Genomic DNA, 24,694 nt, shown 5'->3' on the forward strand with positions numbered 1-24,694 from the left:
CATGTCTGTGCGTTCAAAATCCATCCTTGTCACCGGCGGCGCCGGCTTCATCGGGAGCCACCTGGTCGATCGACTCATCCGTGACGAGCCCCGACGGATCACCGTCGTCGACAACTTCTTCCTCGGCAGCATGGAGAACCTTACGGCCGCGCAGGCCGCGCGCCCGGACATCGACGTCATCCGGCTCGACGCCTCCGACCTCGCCGCCATGCAGGACGTCGTGACGACGCACGAGATCGACACGGTGTTCGACCTCGCCGTCATCCCGCTGCCGACCTCTCTGACCTACCCGGCCTGGACGGTCCAGACGAACGTCGGCATCGCCACGACGTTCTGCGAGATCGCCCGTCGCGGACTCGTGGAGCGCCTGATCCACGTCTCCAGCTCGGAGGCCTACGGCTCCGCCCGCTACATCCCGATGGACGAGGGGCACCCGCACGACGCGATCACCCCGTACGCGGCGAGCAAGTCCGCCGCGGATCACATCATCGAGTCCTACGTGCAGACGTTCGGGATCGACGCCACCGTGATCCGGCCCTTCAACAACATCGGTCCTCGCCAGAACCCCGGCTCGTACGCCGGCATCGTGCCGATCATCGTCCGCCGCGTGCTCGACGGCGAGCCGATCGAGATCTTCGGCGACGGCGAGCAGACCCGCGACTTCATCTTCGTCAAGGACAGCGCCGACCTGATCGCCCAGGTCCACGACTCCGACGAGTGCCGTGGCAAGGTGCTGAACCTCGCCACCGGCGTCGAGACCTCGGTCAACGAGCTCGTCTCGCGCATCCTCGGCCTGATGGGACGCCCCGACCACCCGGTCATCCACACGGAGGAGCGCCCCGGCGACGTCCGCCGCCACCTCGCCGACGTGTCGCAGCTCGAGTCGCTCCTGGGTCACCAGTCGCCGCGCCTCACCGACGACGCGCTCGGCCAGACCGTCGAGTGGTACACCTCGGTCCTGTCATGAGGCTCAACATCCCGCTGACCGGCGCCCCGGAGGTCGACGCGGTCCGCGAGGTCATCGAGTCCGGCTACCTGACGCAGGGTGCGAAGACGGCGGCGTTCGAGGAGGCGGTGCGCGGATACACGGCCGCCCGCCACGCCGCCGCCGTCAGCTCCGCCACGACCGGTCTGCACCTCGCCCTCGTCGCGCTCGGCGTCCAGCCGGGAGACGAGGTCGTGATCCCGGGCTTCAGCTTCCCGGCGACGGCGAACGCCGTGATCCAGCAGGGCGCCACGCCCGTGTTCGTCGACATCGACGAGGCGACGTTCAACCTCGACCCCGCGCTCCTCGACGCAGCCGTCACCGATCGGACCCGCGCCATCATGCCGGTGCACGCCTTCGGCCTCTGCGCGGACATGGATGCCATCAACGCCGTCGCCGCGCGGCACGAGCTGCCGGTGCTGGAAGACGCCGCCTGCGCTCTCGGCGGCACGTACGGGGGCCGTCACGCCGGCACGCTCGGCACCGCCGGCGTCTACTCGTTCCACCCTCGCAAGATCATCACGACCGCCGAGGGCGGGATGATCACGACCGATGACGACGAGCTCGCGAAGCGCATCGCCGTGCTGCGTGCGCACGGCGCCGTCCGCGGCGAGCTGTACATGGAGTTCGTCGAGGCCGGATTCAACTACCGGCTCAGCGACGTCCACGCGGCGATCGGCCTCGCCCAGATGACCCGCATCGACGACATCGTCTCGGGTCGCCGACGCGCGGCATCCGAGCTCACCAGCCGTGTCTCCGGCATCGAGGGCGTGCAGGTGCCGACGGAACCCGCAGGCACCGCCCACACCTTCCAGTCGTACGTCGTGCTCCTCGATGACGGCATCGATCGGGACGAGGTCATCCGTCGCATGCGAACGCGCGACATCGAGACGACGCTGGGGACGTACGGGATGCACCTGCAGCCGTATTTCCGCGAGCGGTTCGGCATCCCGGACGAGGCGCTCCCCCACACGACGCGCGCCCACCACCAGGCGCTCACGCTCCCGCTGTATCCGCAGCTGACCGAGGGCGACATGGATGCGATCGCCGACGCGCTGCGACTGAGCATCGAGGAGAGCACGACACGATGACCCGACCTGATGTCACGATCGTCGACTACGGCGTGGGGAACCTCGGCTCGCTGCGCAATGCGCTGGCGAAGGTCGGGCGCTCCTCCGAGGTCACCAGCGACCCGCAGGCCGTGATCGATGCCGCGCGCATCATCCTCCCCGGGGTCGGCTCCTTCGACCACGCCGTCGACCGCCTGACCGAGAGCGGCCTCGGCGAGGCCGTCGTGACGGCGGCCCGCGACAAGGGCACGCCGCTCGCGGGTGTGTGCCTCGGCATGCAGTTGATCATGGACGGCAGCGACGAAGGCGAGCGACCGGGTCTGGGCCTGATCCCCGGACGCGCCCACCGCTTCCCCGACGAGTTCGACGGTGCGCGCCTGCTCGTCCCGCACATGGGATGGAGCGCGGCCGTCGCGGCGAAGCCGTCGCGACTCGCACCGTCGCTGGGCAGCGGCGGACGGTTCTACTTCGTCCATTCCTATGCCGTCACCCCCGATGACGAGGCCGACGTCCTCACCTGGACGGAGTACGGCGAGCGCTATGCGTCGTCGGTGGAGCGCGACAACGTGATCGGGATCCAGTTCCACCCCGAGAAGAGCCACCGCTTCGGACTGACGCTCCTCGGCGAGTTCGCGGTGGCGGAGGCCTGATGCACGTCTATCCCCGGCTGATCCCCGTCCTGCTGCTCGAGGGCGACCGTCTCGTGAAGACCAAGGGCTTCGAGGACCCCCGCTACGTCGGCGACCCGGTCAACGTCATCAGCATCTTCAACGACCTCGAGGTCGACGAACTGGTGATCCTCGACATCGGCGCCGCGAAGAGCCGCGTGCCCGCCCGGATGGAGCTGCTGAACCGCATCGCCACCGAGGCGTTCATCCCTCTCGCCTACGGCGGCGGCGTCGAGACCGCCGCGCAGGCGCAGGCGATCATCGCCGCGGGCTTCGAGAAGATCATCGTGAACACCGCGCTGGTCACGCACACCGACGCCGTCCGCGAGATGGTCCGCGCCCTCGGGTCGCAGGCCATCGTCGCGAGCCTCGACGTGCGCGGGACCGACGACGGCTACGTCGTCCACACCGGCGGAGGAGCGGATGCCGCGGCCTTCACGGTCGACGAGTGGGTCGCGCTGGCGACCGATGTCGGGGTCGGCGAGATCCTCGTCACGAACATCGACCACGAGGGCACCCGCGAGGGCATCGACCTCGACCTCGTCCGCACGGTGGCGGCGACCGCGGCCGTCCCGGTGATCGCGCACGGCGGCGTGGGCGGACGCGGCGACCTCGTCGCACCGATCGAGCATGCCGGTGCGTCGGCCGTCGCCGCCGGAACCGCGTTCGTGATGCAGTCCGGGCGCGAGAGCGTGCTCATCAACTACCCGACGCGCCCGCAGATCGACGCGCTCTTCGGCCACCTCTTCGACGGCCGCGGGGAGCCCATCGCCGCGCAGCAGTTCGGGCTGGACCTGGATGCCGCCACCTCCGACGAGTTCCTGAGCTCGCCGGACGTGTGCCGCCGCTGCATCATCACCTCCGGCGTTCCCGGTGCGGCGTTCGACGCCGACGGCGTCTGCTACTACTGCCACCTGCACGACTCGCTCGACAAGCAGTACCCGATCGGGCTCGAGAGCGAGAAGGCGCTGGACAAGTTCGTCGCCGAGCTCAAGGCCGCGGGCCGTGGCAAGAAGTACGACTGCATCATGGGGGTGAGCGGCGGCACCGATTCGTCGTACCTCGCCCACCTGCTGGTGAAGAAGGGCGTGCGCCCGCTCGCCGTGCACTTCGACAACACCTGGAACTCCCCCACGGCGACGTCGAACATCTTCGCCGTGCTCGACAAGCTCGGGGTCGACCTCGAGACCTACGTCGTGGACAACGCGGAGTACGACGACATCTACCGCTCGTTCATGCTCGCGGGAGTGAAGGACATCGAGGCTCCGACCGACATCGGCTTCATGGGCGTGCTGTATCGCGCCGCCGAGAAGCACGGCATCCGCCACATCGTCGAGGGCCACTCGTTCCGCACCGAGGGCATCTCCCCCATGGGCTGGCTGTACATGGACGGCGGCTACATCAAGGGCGTCCACAAGCGCTTCGGCACGGTGCCGATGAAGACCTATCCGAACCTCGACTTCACGAACTTCGTCAAGTGGTCGGCGTTCAGCAGGATCCAGCGCACCCGCCCGCTGTACTGGATCGACTACAACAAGGAGGCCGCGAAGCGCTTCCTCGCCGACGAGTACGGATGGCAGTGGTACGGCGGCCACCACCTGGAGAACCGCTTCACGGCGTTCTACCACACGTACTTCCTGCCGACCCGCTTCGGGATCAACTTCCGTCAGATCGAGCTCTCGGCGCTGGTGCGCTCCGGCCAGATGGACCGGAGGCTCGCCGCCGCCCAGTTCATCGAGCCCCGCCACGGCGATCCCGAGCTCATCGCGATGGTGAAGAAGCGCATCGGCTTCGATGACGCGGGCTTCGAGCACGTGATGACGATGCCGAAGAAGGACTACACGGACTACCCGACGTACAAGCGGCGTTTCGAACTGCTCCGCCCGTTCTTCTGGCTCATGTGGAAGCTCGATCGCGTTCCCAAGAGCTTCTACGTGAAGTTCTGCATCCCGCGCAAGAAGCGATGATGGCCGCGTCGACCTCGGTGGTGTTCCGTCGCCAGCAGGCGCTGCTGCGCACCCTCTTCTGGGTGTTCAAGCCGTTCGCGTTGTTCACGAGGCGGATCGACTGGGTCGTCGGCCCCGAAGACATCGCGCTCATGGCCACCCACATCGCGGAGGCGCTGCCGAACAGCTACACCGCGATCCACGCGAGGAATCCGTTCTACTCCGTGGAGTACGACGCCGTGATCCAGACGACGTCCACCGCCCTCGGCGGCCGCCTCGCGACCTGGCGCCGCCTGTACGGCGGACCGATCCTGCTGGCCTGGCTCGTCAACCGTGCGCGCGGATTCATCTACGTCGGCGGAGGGGCCTTCCTCGAGGGGCACCACGACGAGCGGGAGTTCGAGTTCGCGTTCATCCGGCGGCACGGGCGACGTCTGGTCTGCTACTTCACCGGCAACGACATCCGCTCGCCCCGATTGTCGCAGCAGCGCGCGGAGGAGACGGGACGTCCCAACATCGGATCGATACTCGCCACGATCGACCCGATCTTCGCCGCACCCGAGTACGACCTGGCCCGGCGGACACGCGCGCAGGTGGCCGAGCGCCATGCGGAGGCGATCTTCAACGCCCGCAACGACCAGCTCTCCTACCTCGAGGGGCACACGCACCCGTTCCTGTACTTCTACCCGGATGAGCAGTTCGTCGACAGCACCGTCAAGTTCGATGCGCCGGAGCGCATCGTCGTGGTGCATGCCCCCTCGAACCCGCTGCTGAAGGGCACGGATGCCGTGCGCGAGGTCATGGCTCGGATCACGCAGTCCCATCCGCACGTCGAGTACCGCGAGCTGATCGGCGTCCCGCACGAGCAGGTGCTGGCGGCTCTCGACGATGCGCACGTCGCCCTCAACGAGTTCTACGCCTCGGTGCCCGGTGTGTTCGGCGTCGAGGCCATGGCGCGCCGCTGCGTGCTGGTCACCAGCGCCCGCGCGTCCGACGAGCCCGATCTGGGCGAGGATGCCGACGAGGCCTGGGTGATCGCCGACGTGCACACGCTCCACGACGCACTGCTGACGGTGCTCGCGCACCCCGAGGAGATGGCCGCGCAGGCCGCACGCGGACACGCGTGGGCGATGGCCAACGCCTCGGCTAGCGCGAGCGCACGAGCGCTGGCGCTGGCACTGGCCCCGGCGACAGAGCCTGCGCGATGACATCGCGGCGTCAGACGCTCCTCACGCGGATCGGTTCGATCCTCCTCGCGGGCCTCCTGCTCGCCGGGTGCACCTCCCCCGCCCCCTCGGCATCCCCCTCCCCGATCCCGACGGTGTCCCCCGCGCCGGAGACGAGCCTCAACACCGAGGGCTTCGCGACATCCGGATGGACTCTGCGCACCGACGTCCTCAACCCCTTCTACGACCGGATCCAGGTCGACGTCGACATCACCGAGATCGACGACTCGGGTCTCGCGCTGTACCGGGAGCAGGCCACCGGAAAGGTGCTGCCGCATCCGATCGTCAACGCGCAGTATGCGATGGCGGCCCTGCTGCGGTGGGAGGAGACCGGCGACGACATCTGGCTGACGCGAGCCATCCGCAACGCGCAGGAGCTCGTCGACATGCACGTGGAGCGAGACGGCGCGTGGTGGTTCCAATACGACTGGGACTGGACCTACCTGGATCGCACGCTCACCGCACCCTGGTGGTCGGGGATGGCGCAGGGCGAAGCGCTGACGGTGTTCTCCCGCCTCGCCACCATCCAGCCCGAGAATCCGCAGTGGCGAGAGGCCGCCGACCGCACGGTCGAGTCGTTCTTCCAGCGCGGCGAGGGCAACACCGCACCGTGGTCGACCGTCGTCGACAACGGGTACCTGTGGTTCGAGGAGTACGCGGGCGACCAGCCGCCGCTCCTGGTCATGAACGGGCACGTCTTCGCGATCTTCGGGCTCTACGAGTACTGGCTGCTCAGCGGGGACCAGCGGGTCGCGACCTACATCGACGGCGGCGCGACGGCCATCCTGGCCGCGATGCCGCTGATCCGCGGCGGCGAGGGTGCGGTGTCGTACTACTGCACGCAGCGCGACTACTGCCGCCGTGTCGAATGGCAGAACGCCACGTACCACCCGATCCACATCCAGCAGCTCCACGCTCTGGGACGGATCACCGGCGCACCGGAGTTCGACGAGTGGGCCGCACTCCTGGAGAGCGACTGGCAGGGCTGAGAGTCGCGGTCAGCGGGAGCGCACGATCGCGCTGACCGCCGTCGCCCAGTTCTCCACCTGCGCCTCGGCGGAGAGCGCCGCGGCGTGCTCCTGCACAGCGGCCTTGAACCCGTCGACCCGCTCGGGAGTGAGTCCGTCGACGGCCGCGAGGATGCTCGACTCCGTGAAGTCCGCCGTGACGATGCCGAGGCCCCGCTCCTCCACGATGCCGGCCATCTCGATGGACGGACCGACGATGATGCCGAGTCGGGCCTGCACGAAGTCGAAGAACTTGTTCGGCAGCGCGAGCGCGTTGTTCTCGCTCGTCGGCGGCAGCACGTGGATCCCCACGTCGTAGCCGTGCAGCACATCGATCAGCTCGGCCTGCGCGACCGGCTCATGCACCGTGATCCGAGATCCGAGCTCGTCGGAGAGAGCGACGAGGTGCTCACGATCGGTGGGCGGGTTGTACGTCAGGTAGAGGTCGAGGCTGACGTCGGCCGAGGAGGCGGCGACTGCCCGCATGATCTCGGCGAGACCTCGCTCGCGGAACGGATTGCCGCTGTGCACGAGCCGGATCGGACGCCCCGTCGGCGTCGGCGCGAAGTCCCGGAACGGGGTCGCGTTCGTCACCACGCCGGGCTCGAGGGCGTACTCGCGGTAGCGCTGGGCGATCGCGGTACCGACGGTCGTGGAGGACCGGACGCGGGACGCGAACCGTGTGATGAGCCAGGTCCAGTACCGCCGCTGCCGGAGTCCGAGTTTCGTATCGTCGACGGGCAGGCCGGGGAAGAACTCATGGAGGTCGGCGTGGACCCGCTCCGCTCCCGCCACCGAGATGGCGGCTCCGAGGGTCTCCGCGTCGTTCGCGATGACCGCGTCGAACCGGCGTCCGCGCAGGAGACGACGGGTCTGCTGCACCAGGGGCACGTGGTCGTACCCCCAGCGGAACCACTCCCGCTCGCGGGCGATGTCGTCGACGAGGTCTCCCCAGCGTCCGCGGGGCCGGACGTCATCGGGGTCGAGGGCGATGTGCTCGACCCGAGAGTCCGGCGAGGCACCGGGCGAGCAGGTCGTGACCTCGTACTCGTCGGCGAGCCGGCGCACCTGCTTGATCACGCGGGGATCGATGTCGATCGCGTCGTACGAGAGGATGAGGACCCGCGGCCGCGCAGACGAGGTCACCACGTCGTCACGGTCCCGGAGGGGGAAGGGCGGACGTCCTCGTATGCGATCCGGACACTCATGCGCTCCAGTCTAGGAGGCCTCAGCGCGGTTCCCCGGAGGACACATGTCCGCCTCGGTAGACTGGGCGGATGACCGCTGTCCGTTCCACGATCGCTCCGCGCTCGTGAACCGCTACCGTCTGCCTGGCTGGATCAACTCGCTCATCGATCGGATCGCGGATGCTCCGATGAGTCCGATCGGCCGGATCGCGGCCCGCCGGATGGGTGCCCCGGCTCCGGCCGGAGCCGTTCCCGCCACGGAGTTCGACGACAAGCCGATCAGGGTCCTCATCACCCCGATGAACTACTCCGGCCAGGGCCGGGCCTGGGCGCGCGCGCTCGAGGCAGCGGACCCCTCGATCTCGGCCCGCAACACCGCCGTCGACGTTCCCGGGGGCTTCTCGTTCGACGCGGACCTCGTGGTCCCCGTCGGCACGTACCACAACGGCGCCGAGTGGCAGCAGCGCGAGTTCGAGGCTGCGAGCCGCGCCACGCATGTGCTGATCGAGGCCGAGGAGCCCCCGTTCGGGCGGATGCTGTCGCGGTCGGTCGCCGCTCAGGCCGAGGCCCTGCTGGACAGAGGCGTCGATGTCGCGTTCCTCGCGCACGGGACCGACGTCCGGCTCCCCTCCCGCCATATGACGGACAACCCGTGGTCGCACTACGGAGACCCGGACATCTACGCGCCCAGGGCGGAGGTCCTCGCCGCGAGGAACATCCGACTGCTGACCGAGAGCGGCCGTCCTCTCTTCGTCTCGACTCCGGACCTGCTGGAGGATCTGCCCTCCGCCGGATGGTGCCCGGTCGTCGTCGACCCCTCGCGCTGGGCCGCCGCGCCTCGGAGCGGTTCCGACGGCCCGCTGCGCGTCACGCACGTCCCGTCGGTGTCGGCGGTGAAGGGCACCCAGCTCATCCTCCCCGCGCTCGAGAAGCTCGCCGAGGAAGGGGTCATCGACCTCCGACTCGTGCAGGGCGTTCCGAGCGCCGAGATGCCGGCCGTGTTCGCCACCGCCGACGTGGTGATCGATCAGGTGCGCATCGGCTCCTACGGCGTCGCAGCCTGCGAGGCCATGGCCGCGGGGTGCATCGTGGTCGGACACGTCGCCGACCGCGTCCGCGGCGAGGTCGAGCGGCGCACCGGACTCGCGCTCCCCGTCGTGGAGAGCGACCCGCCGAGCATCGAGGAGACACTGCGTCGACTCGCCGCGCTTCCGGATCGCTCCGCGATCATCCGAGCAGGCATCGACTTCGTGCGGCACGTCCACGACGGACGCATGGCCGCTGCGGTCCTGACAGACGAGTGGATCCGTCCACGCACGAGCACAGACCAGGAAGGTGGCGCGCATGCATCCCGCGATTGAGCGGATCTGGAAGCTGGTGCCGAAGCCGGTGCAGGATTCCATCGCCGCCGGTGTCGACAGGGCGAACGGCGTCGTGCCCCCGCCCCCGCCCCACCCCGACCTGACCCGGCCGCACCGCGTGCTCATCGGCCCGGTGAACTACGCCGGCCAGGGCTACCGGTGGTCGCGGGCGATGGAGGAGTCCGGGGACGTCTCGGCGAAGAACTTCGTCCATGCCGAGAACAACGTCCTGCAGTACCCCGCGGACTACGTCGTGCCGTGGCGCACCTCGGAGCACTCCCGCGCGTGGCAGCGCGCGATGGTCGAGACGATCGCCCAGGAGTACACGCACGTTCTCGTCGAGGCCTGCGTTCCGGTTCTTGGCGGCATGTTCTCCGGTGATCTGCGGCGGCAGGTGGCGCTCATGCAGCGCGGCGGCGCCCGCGTGGGGATCATCGGACACGGCACGGACGTGCGGCTCCCCTCGACGCACGTGCAGTCGACGCCCTGGTCCCACTTCGTGGACAGCGACGAGTGGGTCGCTGCGGAGAAGGTCGAGACCGTGGTCGCCGAGAACCTGCGGGTCATCCGCGAGCTCGGACTGCCGACATTCGTCTCGACCGCCGGGCTGCTCATCGACATCCCCGACGCGCACTTCCTGGGCGTCGTCATCGACCCGGACAGGTGGGTGAACGACGAGCCCGTCCTGCAGCGCGACCGGCTGAAGGTCGTCCATGCTCCGACGAACCCCCATGTCAAGGGCACGCCCCTCATCGTTCCCGCGGCGCAGCGGCTCCACGACGAGGGTCTTATCGAGTTCGTGCAGCTCGAGCGCACGCCGAACGAGGAGATGCCCGCCGTGCTCGCATCCGCCGACGTCGTGCTGGACCAGTTCCGCGTCGGAGACTACGGCGTCGCGGCCTGCGAGACCATGGCAGCCGGCCGCCTCGTGCTGGCGCACGTGACCGATCAGGTGCGCCAGGAGGTCGAGCGCCACGCCTCGATGCCGCTCCCCGTCGTGGAGGCCACACCGGACGACATCGAGGCGGTGCTGCGCGACATCGTCGCGCGTCGCGAGCACTACCGTGCGATCGCCGCGTCCGGACCGGCGTTCGTGCGTCGCCTCCACGACGGCGCCTTCTCCCGCGAGGTGCTCGTGAAGCACTTCCTGGCGGTCTGAATCCATGCGCGTCGCCATCGTCTCCCGCATCTACCGACCGGAGCCGTCTGCCGCCTCGCTCTTCCTCGGCGCCGTCGCCGACGAGCTGACCGGCCGCGGGAATCGGGTGGTCGTGCTCACCGCCCGGCCGCCGAAGAGCACGAGGACTCCGCGTCATGTGGAGACCGTCCGCACCTTCCCGGTGGTCCGCGACCGCCAGGGTTACGTGCGCGGGTACATCCCCTACCTGAGCTTCGACATCCCCCTCGCCTTCCGCCTGCTCTTCCTGCGGCGCCCCGACGTCGTCTTCATGGAGCCGCCGCCCACCACCGGGGTCGTCGTGCGCGTCATCTGCGCCCTGCGGCGGATCCCCTACGTCTACGACGCGGCGGACATCTGGTCGGATGCCGCCGACCAGGCGACGAACTCCTCGCTCGTGATCCGGGTGCTCCGCGCCATGGAGGGATTCGGGATGCGCGGCGCCGAGCGCCTCGTCACCATCTCGCAGGGCGTCGTCACGCGCGCTCGCGCGCTGGGCGTCTCCCGCAGGATCGCCGTCACGGGCTTCGGTGCGGACACGGGGGCGTTCGCCCCGGACTCCGACGTCCCCGTCCGGAAGCTCTTCGTCTATGCGGGGAGCTATTCGCCCTGGCACGGCGCGGAGGCGCTGATCGACGCCTTCGGGATCTTCTCTCGTGAGCATCCCGGCTACACGCTGCGGTTCATCGGCAACGGCAGCGAACGCGAGCTGATCGAGGAGCGCGCGAGACAGGTCGGCGTCGCCGACGCGGTCGAGTTCCTCGCCGCGATGCCGGCGGAGGAGCTCCTCCCGCACCTGAACGAGGCCGTCGCGAGCATGGCGACCCTGCGCCCCGGCACCGGCTACGACTACGCCTTCACCACGAAGGCGTATTCCTCGCTCGCGGCGGGATGCCCTGTGCTGTTCGCCGGCCCCGGCCCCACCGCGCCGTTCCTGCGGGAGGCGAACCGCCACGTGCGGGCCGGGATCGCCTGCGAGTACGACGTGGCCCAGATCGCGATCGCGATGGAGCAGCTCGCGATCACACCGCTCTCCGCGCAGGAGCGCGAGGACCTCGGACGCTGGACAGCCGAAGAGCACTCCCTCACGGCCGTCGCGCGGCGCGTCGTCGACAACATCGAGTCCGCGGCCGTCCGCTCCGAGGAGCGCTGAGATGGCCGGTCTGCACGACATCGCCGGCTGGTTGGTCCGCCGCCGCTCGTCCCTGCCCGCCTGGGCGACGCGCATCATCGATGCGCCCGCGCGCAACCCGGACGGCCTGATCGGTCGACTCGCCTATCGGATCCTCGGCGGCGACGGCGCTGCGAACACCTCGGCGCCGGACACGGCCGTCCGCGTCTACATCGCCCCGACCAACTACTCCGGTCAGGGCTTCCTCTGGGCGCGGGCGCTCGAGCGGGCGCAGAGCGACGTCGGCGCGCGCAACATGGCCGTGGACATCCCCGGCGGATTCGCCTTCCCAGCTGACACGACCGTGCCCATCGCCGTCAACAGCGCCTCCGCCGAGTGGCAGCGCGCCGAGTGGGAGGCGGTGCAGGCCTTCACGCATGTGCTGATCGAGGCGGAGCGGCCGATCTTCGGCGGACTCTTCGGCCGCCGGGTGCTCGCCGAGGTCGAGGCGCTCGAGAAGGCCGGGCTGTCCGTCGCCTTCCTCAGCCACGGCACCGACATCCGCAGCCCTCGGGCGCACGCCGCGCTGACGCCCTGGTCGCCCTACCCGGAGGACCCCCGTACCGAGACGCTCCAGGCCGACGCCGATGAGAACATCGCGCTCCTCGACACGCTCCGGCGCCCCACGTTCGTCTCGACACCCGATCTGCTCCTCGACGTCCCCTGGGCGCGATGGTGTCCGGTCGTCGTGGACGCCGAGCGCTTCGCCCAGGACCGCTCCGTGCTCCTCGGGCAGACGCCGCGCGTGATCCACATCTCGAGCTCCGCCGTCCAGAAGGGCAGCCATCACATCGCGCCGGCCCTGCAGCCTCTCGTCGACGATCGGGCGATCAGCTACGACCTCGTGACCGGCGTGAGCTCCGCGGAGATGCCGGCGATCATCGGCGGCGCCGACATCGTGCTCGACCAGTTCCGGATCGGGTCGTACGGCGTCGCGGCCTGCGAGGCCATGGCGGCCGGTCGGATCGTCGTCGGGCACGTCCTGCCGGAGGTGCGCGAGCTCATCCACGCGGACACCGGCCTGGAGCTGCCGATCGTCGAGGCCACCCCCGACACGCTCCGCGACGTGGTCAGCGGGCTGCTCGCGGACCCCGATCGCGCGCGCGCGATCGCCGAGAGCGGACCGGGCTACGTGCAGGCGGTGCACTCGGGCGCACGCAGCGCCGCCGTCCTCCTGGACGGATGGATCGACCGCTCAGGCCGCCCCGACGGGGACTGAGCGCGTCGCGTCGCGCCTGTCCTTCCAGCGACGCATCCGACGCTCGACGGGGCGTTCCACGAACGCGTGCAGCGCCCACGCGGCCACGATGCACACCGCGAGCAGCACGACGTACCAGATCAGGTTCGTCCACGACGGCGGCTGGAGGCCGAAGATCCGCAGGGCCGTGTAGATCACCGTCGCGTGGATCAGGTAGAACGCGAACGACCACTCACCCAGCTTCACCTGGAGACGGGTGTCGAAGAAGACGCGGCGGCCGTTCAGGGACGCGGACGCGAGGGCGACGATCGCGATCGCGCAGCCGACGGTGAACAGCTCGTTGGCGAAGGTGCCGACGTACCCGATCAGCGGGACGACTCCGTTCAGGCGGCTGCTGAGGAGGATCGCCAGGATCGCCACCGCCATCGCGCCGACGCCGACGAACGGGTGGATGCGCGGACGCCAGCCGTTGCGCATGGCCCACGCGAGCGCCATGCCCAGCACGAACTCGGGAAGCCGCTGGACCGGCAGCGGCACCAGCGGCAGCCAGGAGTCGGGGGCCAGGGCGACGCCGGCGCGGTACACGAACGCGTAGAGCACGACACCCGCCGCCAGCAGGAGCGCTCCCCGCTTCGCCATCGGGACGAGCACGCGCGAGATCCACGGGTGCAGGGCGTAGAAGAACGCCTCGCAGGTCAGAGTCCACGCCGCCGGGTTCCCGGAGAAGAGGATCATCGGATTCGACCACCAGGCCTGCAGCAGCACGACCGAGAGCGCGAGGATACCGAGATCGAACGGCTTGAGGAAGCTGCCCTCCGGGATGGCGGCGAAGGTGTAGAACACCGGGATCGCGAGGATCAGAGCCACCATGTGCGAGGGCCAGATCCGGGCGAAGCGCCGCCAGTAGAAGGTCGAGTTCGACACCGCGGGGCGCGCCGACCACGTGAGCACGAAGCCGGACAGCACGAAGAAGAACGTGACTCCGAAGTAGCCGTAGGAGAACACCTGCGCCAGCAGCCCCGGGACCGGTGCGAAGACGAGCATGTGATAGAAGAAGACCAGGAACGCCGCCCACCACCGGAGCCCGGTCAGTGCGTCGAGTCGCTGCGTCGGCTCGGCGAGGACGTTTCGGGAGGGCAGCGACATCTCGTCTCGGTTCCGGTATCAGGGGCGGTCGATAGTCCAGGATACCCGGCGCCTCGCCCGGACCCCGCCGCCCCGTAGAATTCCAGTGATGAGCACCCCGCAGATCGACGTCGTCATTCCCGTGCACTCCGCCACCCGTCCCGTGGATCGCGCGGTGCGGTCCGTCCTCGACGGGACGAGCGCGGACGTGCGCGTCAACGTCGTGGCGCACAACATCGACCCGGCCGTGATCGCGTCGAACCTGGGCACGCTGCTGTCGGACGCCCGCGTGCGCCTGCTCCCGTTCGAGGACGGCATCCGCTCCCCTGCGGGGCCCATGAACCACGGCATCGATCAGGCGACCGCCCCCTTCCTCTCCGTGATGGGATCGGACGACGAACTCGCTCCTGGGGCCATCGACTCGTGGCTGCGCCTGCAGGCGGAGACCGGTGCGACGACGGTTCTCGCGCGCATCCGCATCGTCGGGCGCGGAAGCGATCCGTATCCTCCGGTGCGCAACGGTCGGCGTCAGCGGGAACTCGACGCCAGGAAGGATCGGCTGACCTACCGCTCCGCGCCGCTCGGCGTTGTCGACCGGCAGCGGTTCGCCGACCTCCGCTTCACCGAAGGACTGCCGTCCGGCGAGGACCTCGCGTACACCGCCACGCTGTGGTTCACCGGTCAGCACATCGCCTATGACATGACGGGGCCCGCCTACCTCGTGCACGATGACGCCGACGACCGGGTCACCTTCTCGAGCAGAGACGTCGCCGCGGACTTCGCCTTCCTCGACGCCATCGAGACCGCCCCCTGGTATCCCCGCCTCCGTCGCGCCGAGCGCCGGGCACTCGCGATCAAGATCCTGCGGGTGCACCTGTTCGATGCGATCCTCGCGCGCGCGAACGCGCCGGAAGGACTCGGCGCGCACCGGCTCGACCTGATCGCCGTGATCGAGCGCCTGGAGCGGATGGCCCCCGGAGTGCTGCGGCTCCTCGCGAGGGTCGACCGCCAGGTGATCGACGAGCTCCAGGTGAACGAGCCGGAGAAGGCGCGGATCCTCCACCTCCTCGACGCGCGGTGGAACTATCGCACGATCGGCGCGCTCACGCCCAGGAATCCGTTCCTCGCCCTGCACGGGCAGGCGCCGTTCCGCACCCTGTTCGCGGGGCTGCGCTCGATGAGCGCAGCCTGACCGCAGTCCCCGACCCGATTCGACTCAGTCGAGGTCTCGGGCGAGCCCGGCGAGCACGACCTGCTCGGCGAAGTCCGGAAGCATCGAGGCCACCTCCAGGAACGTGCCGGAGGCGGCGATCACGCCCTCGTCGACGTAGCAGATCCGGTCGTAGTCCTTGATCGTCGAGAGGCGGTGCGCCACCGAGATCAGCGTGACCTCACCCTGCAGCGCGCGGATCGACTTCGTGACCTCGTCCTCGGTCTTGGTGTCGAGCGAGCTGGTCGCCTCGTCGAGCACGAGCACGAGAGGATCGGTGTAGAGCGCGCGTGCGATGCCGAGGCGCTGCTGCTGACCGCCGGACAGCGATACGCCGCGCTCCCCGATGCGCTCGTGCATGCCGCCGGGCCGAGAGCGGATCAGCGGTCCGAGCTGTGCGCGCTCCAGCGCGTTGAGAACCCGTTCCTCGTCGACTTCCTCGGTCCAGGTGAGAGCGACGTTCTGCGCGATGCTGCCGTCGAACAGCGCGACACGCTGCGGGACGTAGCCGACGCGGCCGCGCCACTGTTTGAGCACCGATCTGAGCGGCGCGCCGTCGATCGAGATCTCTCCTCGGGAGGCCTGGCTCAGGCCGAGCAGCAGGTCGATCAGCGTGGACTTGCCGGCTCCAGACGGCCCGACGATTCCGAGCGAGCTGCCGAGCGGGATGTCGAGGGACATTCCGCGGATGACGTCCTCGGTGGCGCCCGGGTAGCGGAATCGCACATCGTCGAGACGGAGCTCCCGCGGGTTCTCCGAGAGGATCGCGGTGTCCGCCGGGGTCGTGGAGGTCTCCATGTCCTTCTCGGCCGACATGAGGTCGCCGATGACATCGAGAGCCGAGGGCGTGCTCGCCACCGCCTGCACGATGCCGCCCTGGATGCCCGTGATCGCCGGGATCAGCCGGAATCCGGTGGCGGCGAACAGCGCGACGGACGACAGCGCGGCCGTGAGGCCGCCCTGCCAGAACGAGAACCCGCCGATGAGGATGACACCGCCGATCAGCGCGGCCTCGAACGCGAAGCCGGGGATGATGCCGAGGAACGAGCCGTTGGCCCGCGCACGCACAGACCGGCTGCGGTTCGCGGTGACGAGGTCGGAGACCTCGGAGAGACGGTTGCGGAGGCTCAGCTCCTTGAGCGCCTCGATCATCTCCGTCATCAGGATGGCGACCCGGTAGCTGTACGTGAGGTTGACCTGCGCGGCCTCGAGCGACCGCTTGGTGACGACCTGGTGCACGATGAGCGCCACGAGCCCCAGGTAGCCGAAGGCGATGATGGCCGTCCAGGGGTCGGCCACGAGAAGCACTGCGATGATCAGCACGAACGTGAAGATCATGCTCGGAACGCGCATCAGCGGCAGCAGGAACCCCGCCATCGTGTTGGCGATGCCGGCATCCGCGATGCGGGTGATCTCGGCGACGGAGCGCTTCGAGCGCTCCTCCCAGCTCGAGTTGATGTACGCGTTGAACATCCGATCGCCGATCTCCAGCTCGTACTGGGCGAAACGGCGCGTGGCGAACCAGTGCAGCGTGACAGAGAGCACGGACTTGAGGATGATCAGGACGCAGGCCGCGAGCGCGAGCAGCGGCATCATCTCGGCCGACACCTCGCCGATGATGGGCAGCGACAGGGTTCCGCCCGAGAGAGCGGGACCGATGATGAGCGCCAGCAGCGACATCGCGATGACGTCGAGTGCGGTGATCACGGTCGTCGCGACCATGTAGCCGGCGAAGTAACGCCGTGCGCCTTCGGGCAGCAGCGGCAGGAGGTCCTTCAGGACCGGCCAGATTCTCTTCATACGCTCCGCTGCTCAGAAAGTGGTCGACACGCCGGTGGCGGCCGAGGTGACTGCACCCTCGACGACGGCGAGGGTGTGCAGACCCTGCTCCATCGTCACGAGGTCGCTCGGCTTGCCCAGGACCGCATCGCGGAACGCCTCGTGCTCCACCTTGAGCGGCTCGCGCTTCGCGTAGGAGTAACGGGTGATGTCCCCCTCCGAGACGCCGCGGAACGACGAGATCGAGTCCCACTCGAGCGGGATCGTGCCGTTGGCGTAGAAGGTGAGGTCGCCGGTCGCGGTGTCCGCGATGAACGTGCCGCGTTCGCCGGTGACGACGGTGACGCGCTCCTTCATCGGCGAGAGCCAGTTGACGAGGTGGTTCACGATCACACCGTTCGCCAGGCGACCGGTGACGGTGATCATGTCCTCGAACTCGCGGCCGCTGCGGTGCGCCGTCTGCGCGAACACGGTCCGGTACTCGCTCTGGGCGACCCAGCTGGTCAGGTCGATGTCGTGGGAGGCCAGGTCCTTGGCGACGCCGACATCGGCGATGCGCGCGGGGAACGTGCTCTGACGACGAGTGGCGATCTGGAACACGTCTCCGAGCTCACCCGCCTCCAGGCGGCGGCGCATCTCCTGCAGAGCGGGGTTGAAGCGCTCGACGTGACCGACGGCGCCGATGAGGCCCCGTGATGCGAAGGCATCGGTCATCCGACGCCCCGCCTCGACGTTGTGGGCGATCGGCTTCTCGACGAGCGTGTGCACGCCGGCCTCGGCCAGCTTGAGCGCCGCGTCCTCGTGGAAGCGGGTCGGCACGGCGACCACGGCGATGTCGATTCCGGCCGCGATGAGCGCGTCGATGTCGGGGAGGACCTCGAGTCCGCCGGCGACACCGTGGGGGTCTCCCCCGGGATCGGCGATGGCGACGAGGTCGACGCCGTCGACGTCGCGCAGCACGCGGGCGTGGTGGCGACCCATCATCCCGACGCCGAGAAGACCGGCACGCAGATCGGCCATCAGGCGCCCGCTCCTGCGACGGTGTTGACGGCGGCGACGATGCGCTCGAGGTCGTCCTGGCTCAGCGACGGGTGCACGGGCAGCGAGGCGACCTCGCGGGCTGCGCGCTCGGTCTCCGGCAGGTCGAGCCCCGGAGCGAAGTGCGTCAGCGAGGGCAGACGGTGGTTCGGGATCGGGTAGTAGACACCGGCGCCCACGTTGTGCTCGCTCTTGAGCGCGGCGACGAAGCCGTCGCGGTCCTCGGGGACGCGGATCGTGTACTGGTGGTACACGTGCACGGCGCCGTCGGCGACGGGCGGCACGATGACGCCCTGGAGGTTCGCGTCGAGGAACGCCGCGTTCGCCTGACGGGTCTTCGTCCAGGCGTCGACCTTCGTGAGCTGCACGCGACCGATCGCCGCGTGGATGTCGGTCATGCGGGCGTTGAAGCCGATGACCTCGTTCTCGTACTGGCGCTCCATGCCCTGGTTGCGCAGAAGCTTGACCTGGCGGGCGATCTCGTCGGTCGCCGTCGTGACCATGCCGCCTTCGCCGCTGGTCATGTTCTTCGTCGGGTAGAGGCTGAACATCGCGAACTCGCCGAACGAGCCGACCGGGCGGCCGTCGAGCGATGCGCCGTGCGCCTGGGCCGCGTCCTCGTAGAGGGCGACGCCGCGCTCGGCGGCGAGCTTCTCGAGCTCGCGCATGCGTGCGGGGTGGCCGTACAGGTGCACGGGCAGGATGCCCTTGGTCTTCGGGGTGATCGCCGCGGCGACGGCCTCGGGGTCGAGCGTGAACGTGTCGGGCTCGATGTCGACGAAGACCGGGGTCCCCCCGGTGAGCGCGACGGAGTTGCCCGTCGCCGCGAAGGTGAAGGAGGGCACGATGACCTCGTCGCCCGCGCCGACGCCGGCCGCGAGAAGACCGAGGTGGAGACCCGCCGTGCCGGAGTTCACCGCGACGGAGGGGCGCCCCGGCACGAAGTGCGCCGAGAACTCGCTCTCGAACGCCGCGACCTCGGGCCCCTGAGCGATCATGCCGCTGCGCATCACGCGATCGACAGCAGCGCGCTCTTCATCTCCGATGATCGGCTTTGCGGGGGGAATGAACTCGCTCACACGGTCTCCTTGATCAGTGTTCCGTCAGTCTCGATGTAGTGCGCACCCGTGGAGGGGCACACCCAGGTCTTCTCGTCCTCGCCGGCGACGAGGGGGACGCCGGACTCTCCCACCCAGCCGATGCGGCGGGCGGGGACGCCCGCGACGAGGGCGTAGGCCGGCACGTCCTTGACGACCACGGCGCCGGCGGCGACGGTGGCCCAGGCGCCGATGGTCACGGGGGCGACGCAGGTCGCACGGGCGCCGATGGCCGCGCCGCGCTCGATCGTCACGCCGACCGGCTCCCAGTCGTGCGCGCTCTTGATCGTGCCGTCGGCGTTGATCGCCCGCGGGTACGTGTCATTGGTCAGCACGACGGCCGGTCCGATGAAGACGCCGTCGCCGAGCTTCGCCGGCTCGTAGACGAGGGCGTAGTTCTGCACCTTGCAGTTGTCGCCCATGATCACGCCGGTGCCGATGTACGCCCCGCGACCGACGATGCAGTTCTCTCCGAGCTGCGCGTCCTCGCGCACCTGTGCCAGATGCCAGATGGAGCTTCCTGCTCCGATCTTCGCCTCAGGGGACACATCGGCCGAATCGACGATCCGGACATCGGTCGGTGAGGGCATACGGGTTCTCCTCGTACGTGTTGAAGGGGACTCGGTCATCCTATCTGTTCACCCAGTCGTTTCCTGAGAGGATAGGAGGGTGATCAACCCAGTCAGCCCCGATCCGCATACCTGGGTCGTCGTCCCGCTGTTCAACGAGGCGACCGTCATCTCGGGGGTGATCGCGACGCTTCTCCCCCATTTCCCGAACGTCGTGTGCATCGACGACGGCTCCACCGACGGCTCCCTCGAGGAGGCGCGCGCGGCCGGTGCCCACATCGTGGAGCACCCGATCAACCTCGGTCAGGGCGCCGCACTGCAGACGGGCATCGACTACTCGCTCTCGCAGCCCGGATGCGAGTACATCGTGACCTTCGACGCTGACGGCCAGCACCGCGTCGACGATGCGATCGCCATGGTCGCCGCGGCCCGCGAGACCGGCGCCGCGATCGTCTTCGGCTCCCGGTTCCTCGACGACCGCACGAACCCCGGCTGGATGAAGCGCGTCATCCTCAAGACCGCGGTCTGGGTGACCAACCTCACCACCAGCGTCAAGCTCACCGACGCGCACAACGGCCTGCGGGTCATCCGCGCCGACGCCGCGAGCCGGATCTCGCTGAAGCAGGACCGGATGGCTCATGCCACCGAGATCGTGCTGCAGCTCGGACACACCGGACTCCCGTGGATCGAGCATCCGGTCGAGCTCCTGTACACCGACTACTCGAAGTCGAAGGGTCAGTCGGTGCTCAACTCCGTCAACATCCTCGTCGACCTGATCGTGAGGTAACGCCATGTGGATCCAGATCGTCCTCATCGTCGGCGTCGTCGCCATCGGCGCCGTCTTCATGCGTCGCACCGGCGCCGACAGCCATCTCGCCATCCGCCGCCTGCTCTTCGGAGTGTTCGTGCTCGTCGCGATCGTGTCGATCCTGTTCCCGCAGTGGCTGACGTGGGTCGCCAACCTCGTCGGGGTCGGCCGCGGCACCGACCTGCTGCTCTACGCCCTTGTGCTGATGTTCCTGGTGTTCGTCTACACGCAGTCGCGTCGGAACGCCGCCCAGCAGCGTCGACTCACGCTGCTGGCGCGCAAGCTCGCCCTGCTCCAGGCGTCGAGCCCGTCGGAGCAGCCCGACGAGTCGGATGCCGGGCAGCCGGAGAGCCGCTAGTCGCAGGCGGTGATCCGCCAGAGGCTCGCTTCTCCCTCACGGGCGACCTCGTCGAAACCGGGCTGCCCCTCGAACCCGGTCATCCCCGGCATCAGGTACTCGCCGGGCCCCGTGCCGCCGATGCCGAAGTCGAGCACGTACTCGGGGGCGCCGTAGGCGGCGAGGGCCTCGCAGACCGCGGGGTCGTCCCCGGCATCGCGGAGACCGACCGCGAGCGTGTCCCATGCCTGCGACTGCGGCGGCGACCATGTGCGCGGGATGATGTCGCGGTCCCCGAGCACGTACGCGAATGCGGCGCCGGTCGAGGGGTTCGCGATGATCACGGCATCCTCGGGGATCAGATCGGGGAGCTCGCGCAGGAGCGCGTACTCGTCGGTCGAGAGGTAGCTGTCCGCGTCCATCGCGTAGCGGGACTGCTCGTCCGTCTCGGCCGCGACGCGCAGCAGGACGACCGGTGCGATGATCACGCCGATGACGCCCACCACGGCGATGACGGCCATCGAGATGACCGTCAGCGGAGTGCGGGCGAGCACGCTGACGTCCGACCACCGGCGGGCGACGACGCGGATGACCGCGGCGAGCCCGACGGCTGCGAGCGGCACCACGATCAGCGGCACGACGGCAGCGAGACGGAAGGAGTCGCCGTACCACGGTCCCGTCAGCACGCGCTTGACCACCGGGAGGTCCGTGGCGACGCTGATCACGTAGAGCAGCGAGATACCGGCCCAGGCGACGACCAGCCAGCGCAGGCGCGGCGCACGCACGGCGATCACGAGCCCGACGATGAGCAGCGCGCTCATCCCCCATGCCGGCGGGAGCAGCGAGTGGCTGTTCAGGATGACATCGACCAGGGCCCCCGGGATCCCCCGGTACGACCGCCAGAGCACGTGCCCGGCGAGGTAAGCCAGCGCGAGCCAGACCGCCACGACCGCTGCCCATCCGCCGAGGAGCACCACCAGCGATCGGCGACGGAAGACACGGTCGGCCGTGCGATAGCGGCGCAGGACGGTCCCGGTGAGCCACAGCATCACCAGCACGCCCCAGACGAGGACCGACGACGGCTGCGACAGGGTCGTCGCGGCCACGGCGAGCACGGTGGCGACCGCGATGCCGATCGCGCGGCGAGCCTTCTCGCCGGGCGCCGCACCCATCCAGATCCGCACGACGTCGATCGTGAGCGCCGCAGCGGCTGGGATCACGGCGAGCGAGAGCGCGTACGGATAGAGGACTCCCCACTCGAACATCAGCTGCGGGAAGGCGAGCAGGCCCGCCGACAGCGCCGCAGCCAGCGCGGTGACCGCACGGTTGCCGTTGCTCACCACCCGCGCGAAGAGCGCGATCGCGAGCGGCCACATCACCGCCGCGATCACCAGCGACACCATGTTGGCGGCGACCGGGATCTGGGCGACGTCGAGCGCGACGAGCGATGTGACGGCGTGCCACGCCGCGGGGTAGAAGGTCGTGCCGCCGATCAGACCGGACACGTCGAGCGAGGACGCGGTCCCCGTCTCGGATATCCACCGCAGCACGTTCAGGTGGAACACGGCGTCGTTCGTCTGGGAGAGCGCTCCCGGCAAGCCGACGTACGTCATCAGACGGGCGGCGTTGAGGGCACCTCCGACGACGAGGCCGGCGAACAGCAGCAGGTTCGGCACGCGCGACCGCGGTCGCGGCAGAGACAGTCGACCTCCCGTCGATCCGCGTCCGCGGCCGACGAGCAGCGAGAGCGCGTACAGCAGCGCGCCGATGACGACGACGCCGACGCCGACGCTCAGATGACCCCAGCGGATGCCGAGGAACGAGTACACGATCGCCAGCACGGCCAGCAGGCCGACGGAGATGCCCGGGGCGGCCGCCCACAGGACCAGACCGCGCAGCCGCAGCGCCAGGCCGAGGAGCAGACCGGGGAGGAACACCACGGCCAGAGCGAGGGCGAAGAGCCCCGTATGCGCCAGCCAGTCGGTGATCATTCGTCGACCAGCGCGATCGCGCCCTCGATCTCGCCGTCGTAGACGACCTCGCCCTTGTTGATCACCACGCCTCTGGTGCAGAGCTCTCGGACCATCTCCATGTCGTGGCTGACCACGACGAGCGTCTTCTTCTGTGCGATCAGCTCGCCGAACTTCTGGCGGCACTTCTCACGGAAGGGGGCGTCGCCGACCGAGAGGATCTCGTCGACCAGCAGCACGTCGAGCTCCACGTGGATCGCCACCGAGAAGGCGAGCCTCATGAACATCCCCGAGGAGTAGTGCTTGACCTCCTGATCGATGAACTGCTCGATCTCGCTGAACGCGACGATCTCGTCGTAGCGCTCCTCGACCTCCTTGCGTTGCATCCCGAGGATGGCCGCATTGAGGAAGACGTTCTCACGACCGGAGAGCTCCGGGTGGAAGCCTGCCCCGACCTCGATGAGACCGGCGACCCGACCGCGAGTGAGCACCTCGCCGGCATCGGGCTCCATGACGCCGGAGATCAGCTTCAGGAGCGTCGACTTGCCCGAGCCGTTCAGGCCGAGGATGGCGACGGACTCTCCCTCGTTGATCACGAGGTCGAGTCCCTTGAGCGCCTCGAAGGTGCTGCTCGTCTTCCGACGACGGATCCAGGCCACGACGGTGTCCTTGAAGGAGAGCGCGTGGTTCAGGGTGAAGTTCTTGCGGACACCGTCGACGACGATGCTCGGGCGCGAAGCGGTTGCAGTGCTCATAGGTCCTGGGCGAACTTTCCCTCGAGACGGCGGAAGACGAGCTGACCGAGCAGCAGAGTGCCGACCGCGATCAGGAACGTCCAGAGCGTGTTCCACGCGAGGTCGGGCGGGAGTGCCAACGTGGTGTCGGTGACCGGCCGCCAGAAGGCGTAGTGGAACAGCTCGACGCCCTGCGTGATCGGATTCAGCAGGTAGATGTCGACCAGCCAGTCCGGCCACCCCAGCTTGTCCATCGCCTCCTGCACCATCGTCCAGGCGTACAGCACCGGCGATGCCCAGGTGGCGAGGAGCAGCAGGAGCTCGACGATGTTCTCCGCGTCGCGGAACCGCACGTTGAGCGCGCCGAAGAAGAGCCCGATGCCGAGCGCGAACAGCGACACGATGATCATCGCGGCCAGTGCGGCGAGCACGCCGAGGATCGAGACGCTCGGGATCCACCCCATGAACAGGCACACGATGAGCAGCAGGGCGAGCTGCGGGAGGAAGTGGATGAAGGCGACGACCACCGAGGAGACGGCGAACAGCTGGCGCGGCAGGAACACCTTGCGCACCAGCGGCGCGTTGTTCACGATCGACGTGGTCGCGTTCTTGAACGCCTCGGAGAACAGGTTGATCACCACGATGCCGGAGAACAGGTACACCGGGTAGTTCGGGATGTCGCGGTTGAGGTTCAGGAAGAGTCCGAGCACCACCCAGAACACGAGGAACTGCGCTCCGGGTCGCACATACGACCAGGTCCAGCCCAGCACCGAGTTGCGGTAGCGGGTCGTGACTCCCGTTCGCACCAGCAGGTACAGGAGATAGCGCCAGCGCACGACATCGATGAGTCCTCGGCTGGTGCCGGGGGTATCGAACTCGGAACGCGGGACGACGGCGAAAAGATCTCGGGTATCTGTCACTGGCCCACTCATTCAGCTGCGGTGGCGGTCGCCACGACGCATCCCAGTATCCTATGGCACCCCTGGAAGCAGGCCGAGGACACCCCGAAGGGTGCCCTCGTGTCCTGAATC

The 24,694-nt window shown here is 68.9% G+C and carries 22 protein-coding genes; 13 read left to right on the forward strand and 9 right to left on the reverse strand.

Annotated features, from left to right (window positions below; all coding sequences use genetic code 11):
• Position 1: 1 nt before the first annotated feature.
• From LBN7_RS01910 to LBN7_RS01935, 6 genes are read left to right on the forward strand one after another with little or no spacing between them, the layout of a single operon-like run.
• Positions 2-967: a dTDP-glucose 4,6-dehydratase gene (locus LBN7_RS01910; protein ID WP_116636496.1), complete on the forward strand. Its 966-nt coding sequence runs from the start codon at positions 2-4 to the stop codon at positions 965-967.
• Positions 964-2,076, forward strand: coding sequence for a DegT/DnrJ/EryC1/StrS family aminotransferase (locus LBN7_RS01915; RefSeq protein ID WP_407360794.1), 1,113 nt, complete (start codon positions 964-966; stop codon positions 2,074-2,076). Before LBN7_RS01910 ends, LBN7_RS01915 begins: the two co-directional genes overlap by 4 nt.
• On the forward strand, positions 2,073-2,705 hold the full coding sequence (gene hisH / locus LBN7_RS01920; RefSeq protein WP_407360795.1) for an imidazole glycerol phosphate synthase subunit HisH: 633 nt from the start codon (positions 2,073-2,075) through the stop codon (positions 2,703-2,705). Before LBN7_RS01915 ends, hisH begins: the two co-directional genes overlap by 4 nt.
• Positions 2,705-4,690, forward strand: coding sequence for an N-acetyl sugar amidotransferase (locus LBN7_RS01925; RefSeq protein ID WP_407360796.1), 1,986 nt, complete (start codon positions 2,705-2,707; stop codon positions 4,688-4,690). The genes hisH and LBN7_RS01925 overlap by 1 nt, the downstream gene beginning before the upstream one ends.
• The gene (locus LBN7_RS01930; protein WP_407360797.1) at positions 4,690-5,877 is read left to right on the forward strand and encodes a glycosyltransferase; all 1,188 of its coding nucleotides are present in this window, start codon (positions 4,690-4,692) and stop codon (positions 5,875-5,877) included. The genes LBN7_RS01925 and LBN7_RS01930 overlap by 1 nt, the downstream gene beginning before the upstream one ends.
• On the forward strand, positions 5,874-6,884 hold the full coding sequence (locus tag LBN7_RS01935) for a D-glucuronyl C5-epimerase family protein (RefSeq protein ID WP_407360798.1): 1,011 nt from the start codon (positions 5,874-5,876) through the stop codon (positions 6,882-6,884). Before LBN7_RS01930 ends, LBN7_RS01935 begins: the two co-directional genes overlap by 4 nt.
• A gap of 9 nt (positions 6,885-6,893) precedes the next feature.
• Here the strand turns inward: LBN7_RS01935 and LBN7_RS01940 are convergent, their stop codons facing one another.
• Positions 6,894-8,051, reverse strand: coding sequence for a glycosyltransferase family 1 protein (locus tag LBN7_RS01940; protein ID WP_407360799.1), 1,158 nt, complete (start codon positions 8,049-8,051; stop codon positions 6,894-6,896).
• A gap of 103 nt (positions 8,052-8,154) precedes the next feature.
• On the opposite strand from LBN7_RS01940, the gene LBN7_RS01945 reads away from it, so the two are divergent.
• The 4 genes from LBN7_RS01945 to LBN7_RS01960 are packed head-to-tail and all read left to right on the forward strand — an operon-like array spanning position 8,155 to position 13,017.
• Entirely contained in the window at positions 8,155-9,450 is a 1,296-nt protein-coding gene (locus tag LBN7_RS01945) for a hypothetical protein (RefSeq protein ID WP_116636503.1), read from the forward strand.
• Positions 9,434-10,609, forward strand: a complete 1,176-nt coding sequence (locus tag LBN7_RS01950; protein ID WP_133192836.1) for a glycosyltransferase — start codon at positions 9,434-9,436, stop codon at positions 10,607-10,609. Before LBN7_RS01945 ends, LBN7_RS01950 begins: the two co-directional genes overlap by 17 nt.
• Before the next feature lie 4 nt (positions 10,610-10,613).
• Positions 10,614-11,780: a glycosyltransferase family 4 protein gene (locus tag LBN7_RS01955; RefSeq protein ID WP_116636505.1), complete on the forward strand. Its 1,167-nt coding sequence runs from the start codon at positions 10,614-10,616 to the stop codon at positions 11,778-11,780.
• Position 11,781: 1 nt separating this feature from the next.
• Positions 11,782-13,017: a glycosyltransferase gene (locus tag LBN7_RS01960; RefSeq protein ID WP_341945775.1), complete on the forward strand. Its 1,236-nt coding sequence runs from the start codon at positions 11,782-11,784 to the stop codon at positions 13,015-13,017.
• Here the strand turns inward: LBN7_RS01960 and LBN7_RS01965 are convergent.
• Positions 12,994-14,142: an acyltransferase gene (locus tag LBN7_RS01965; RefSeq protein WP_116636507.1), complete on the reverse strand. Its 1,149-nt coding sequence runs from the start codon at positions 14,140-14,142 to the stop codon at positions 12,994-12,996. The two genes, LBN7_RS01960 and LBN7_RS01965, sit on opposite strands and share 24 nt — an antisense overlap.
• A gap of 88 nt (positions 14,143-14,230) precedes the next feature.
• On the opposite strand from LBN7_RS01965, the gene LBN7_RS01970 reads away from it, so the two are divergent.
• A complete protein-coding gene (locus LBN7_RS01970; protein ID WP_116636508.1) occupies positions 14,231-15,313 on the forward strand; it encodes a glycosyltransferase in 1,083 nt (360 codons plus the stop codon).
• A gap of 24 nt (positions 15,314-15,337) precedes the next feature.
• Here the strand turns inward: LBN7_RS01970 and LBN7_RS01975 are convergent, their stop codons facing one another.
• Genes LBN7_RS01975 through LBN7_RS01990 form a run of 4 tightly spaced genes read right to left on the reverse strand, consistent with a single transcriptional unit; the run spans position 15,338 to position 19,835 of the window.
• On the reverse strand, positions 15,338-17,131 hold the full coding sequence (locus LBN7_RS01975; protein ID WP_116636509.1) for an ABC transporter ATP-binding protein: 1,794 nt from the start codon (positions 17,129-17,131) through the stop codon (positions 15,338-15,340).
• A 12-nt stretch (positions 17,132-17,143) separates the two neighbouring features.
• A complete protein-coding gene (locus LBN7_RS01980; RefSeq protein WP_116636510.1) occupies positions 17,144-18,130 on the reverse strand; it encodes a Gfo/Idh/MocA family protein in 987 nt (328 codons plus the stop codon).
• Entirely contained in the window at positions 18,130-19,227 is a 1,098-nt protein-coding gene (locus LBN7_RS01985; RefSeq protein ID WP_341945776.1) for a DegT/DnrJ/EryC1/StrS family aminotransferase, read from the reverse strand. The genes LBN7_RS01980 and LBN7_RS01985 overlap by 1 nt, the downstream gene beginning before the upstream one ends.
• Positions 19,224-19,835 carry an acyltransferase gene (locus tag LBN7_RS01990; RefSeq protein WP_341945777.1) on the reverse strand — a complete coding sequence of 204 codons (612 nt, stop codon included), beginning with the start codon at positions 19,833-19,835 and terminating at the stop codon, positions 19,224-19,226. The genes LBN7_RS01985 and LBN7_RS01990 overlap by 4 nt, the downstream gene beginning before the upstream one ends.
• Positions 19,836-19,914: 79 nt before the next feature.
• On the opposite strand from LBN7_RS01990, the gene LBN7_RS01995 reads away from it, so the two are divergent.
• On the forward strand, positions 19,915-20,601 hold the full coding sequence (locus tag LBN7_RS01995) for a glycosyltransferase family 2 protein (protein WP_116636513.1): 687 nt from the start codon (positions 19,915-19,917) through the stop codon (positions 20,599-20,601).
• A 4-nt stretch (positions 20,602-20,605) separates the two neighbouring features.
• Positions 20,606-20,980: a DUF2304 domain-containing protein gene (locus tag LBN7_RS02000; RefSeq protein WP_116636514.1), complete on the forward strand. Its 375-nt coding sequence runs from the start codon at positions 20,606-20,608 to the stop codon at positions 20,978-20,980.
• Here LBN7_RS02000 and LBN7_RS02005 read toward each other — a convergent pair.
• From LBN7_RS02005 to LBN7_RS02015, 3 genes are read right to left on the reverse strand one after another with little or no spacing between them, the layout of a single operon-like run.
• A complete protein-coding gene (locus LBN7_RS02005) occupies positions 20,977-22,950 on the reverse strand; it encodes a DUF6541 family protein (protein ID WP_407360800.1) in 1,974 nt (657 codons plus the stop codon). The two genes, LBN7_RS02000 and LBN7_RS02005, sit on opposite strands and share 4 nt — an antisense overlap.
• Positions 22,947-23,684, reverse strand: a complete 738-nt coding sequence (locus LBN7_RS02010) for an ABC transporter ATP-binding protein (protein ID WP_116636516.1) — start codon at positions 23,682-23,684, stop codon at positions 22,947-22,949. The genes LBN7_RS02005 and LBN7_RS02010 overlap by 4 nt, the downstream gene beginning before the upstream one ends.
• Positions 23,681-24,583, reverse strand: coding sequence for an ABC transporter permease (locus tag LBN7_RS02015; protein ID WP_243408988.1), 903 nt, complete (start codon positions 24,581-24,583; stop codon positions 23,681-23,683). Before LBN7_RS02015 ends, LBN7_RS02010 begins: the two co-directional genes overlap by 4 nt.
• Between the last annotated feature and the right edge of the window lie 111 nt (positions 24,584-24,694).

It is taken from the genome of Microbacterium sp. LBN7 (assembly GCF_045690345.1).
Classification (GTDB): domain Bacteria; phylum Actinomycetota; class Actinomycetes; order Actinomycetales; family Microbacteriaceae; genus Microbacterium.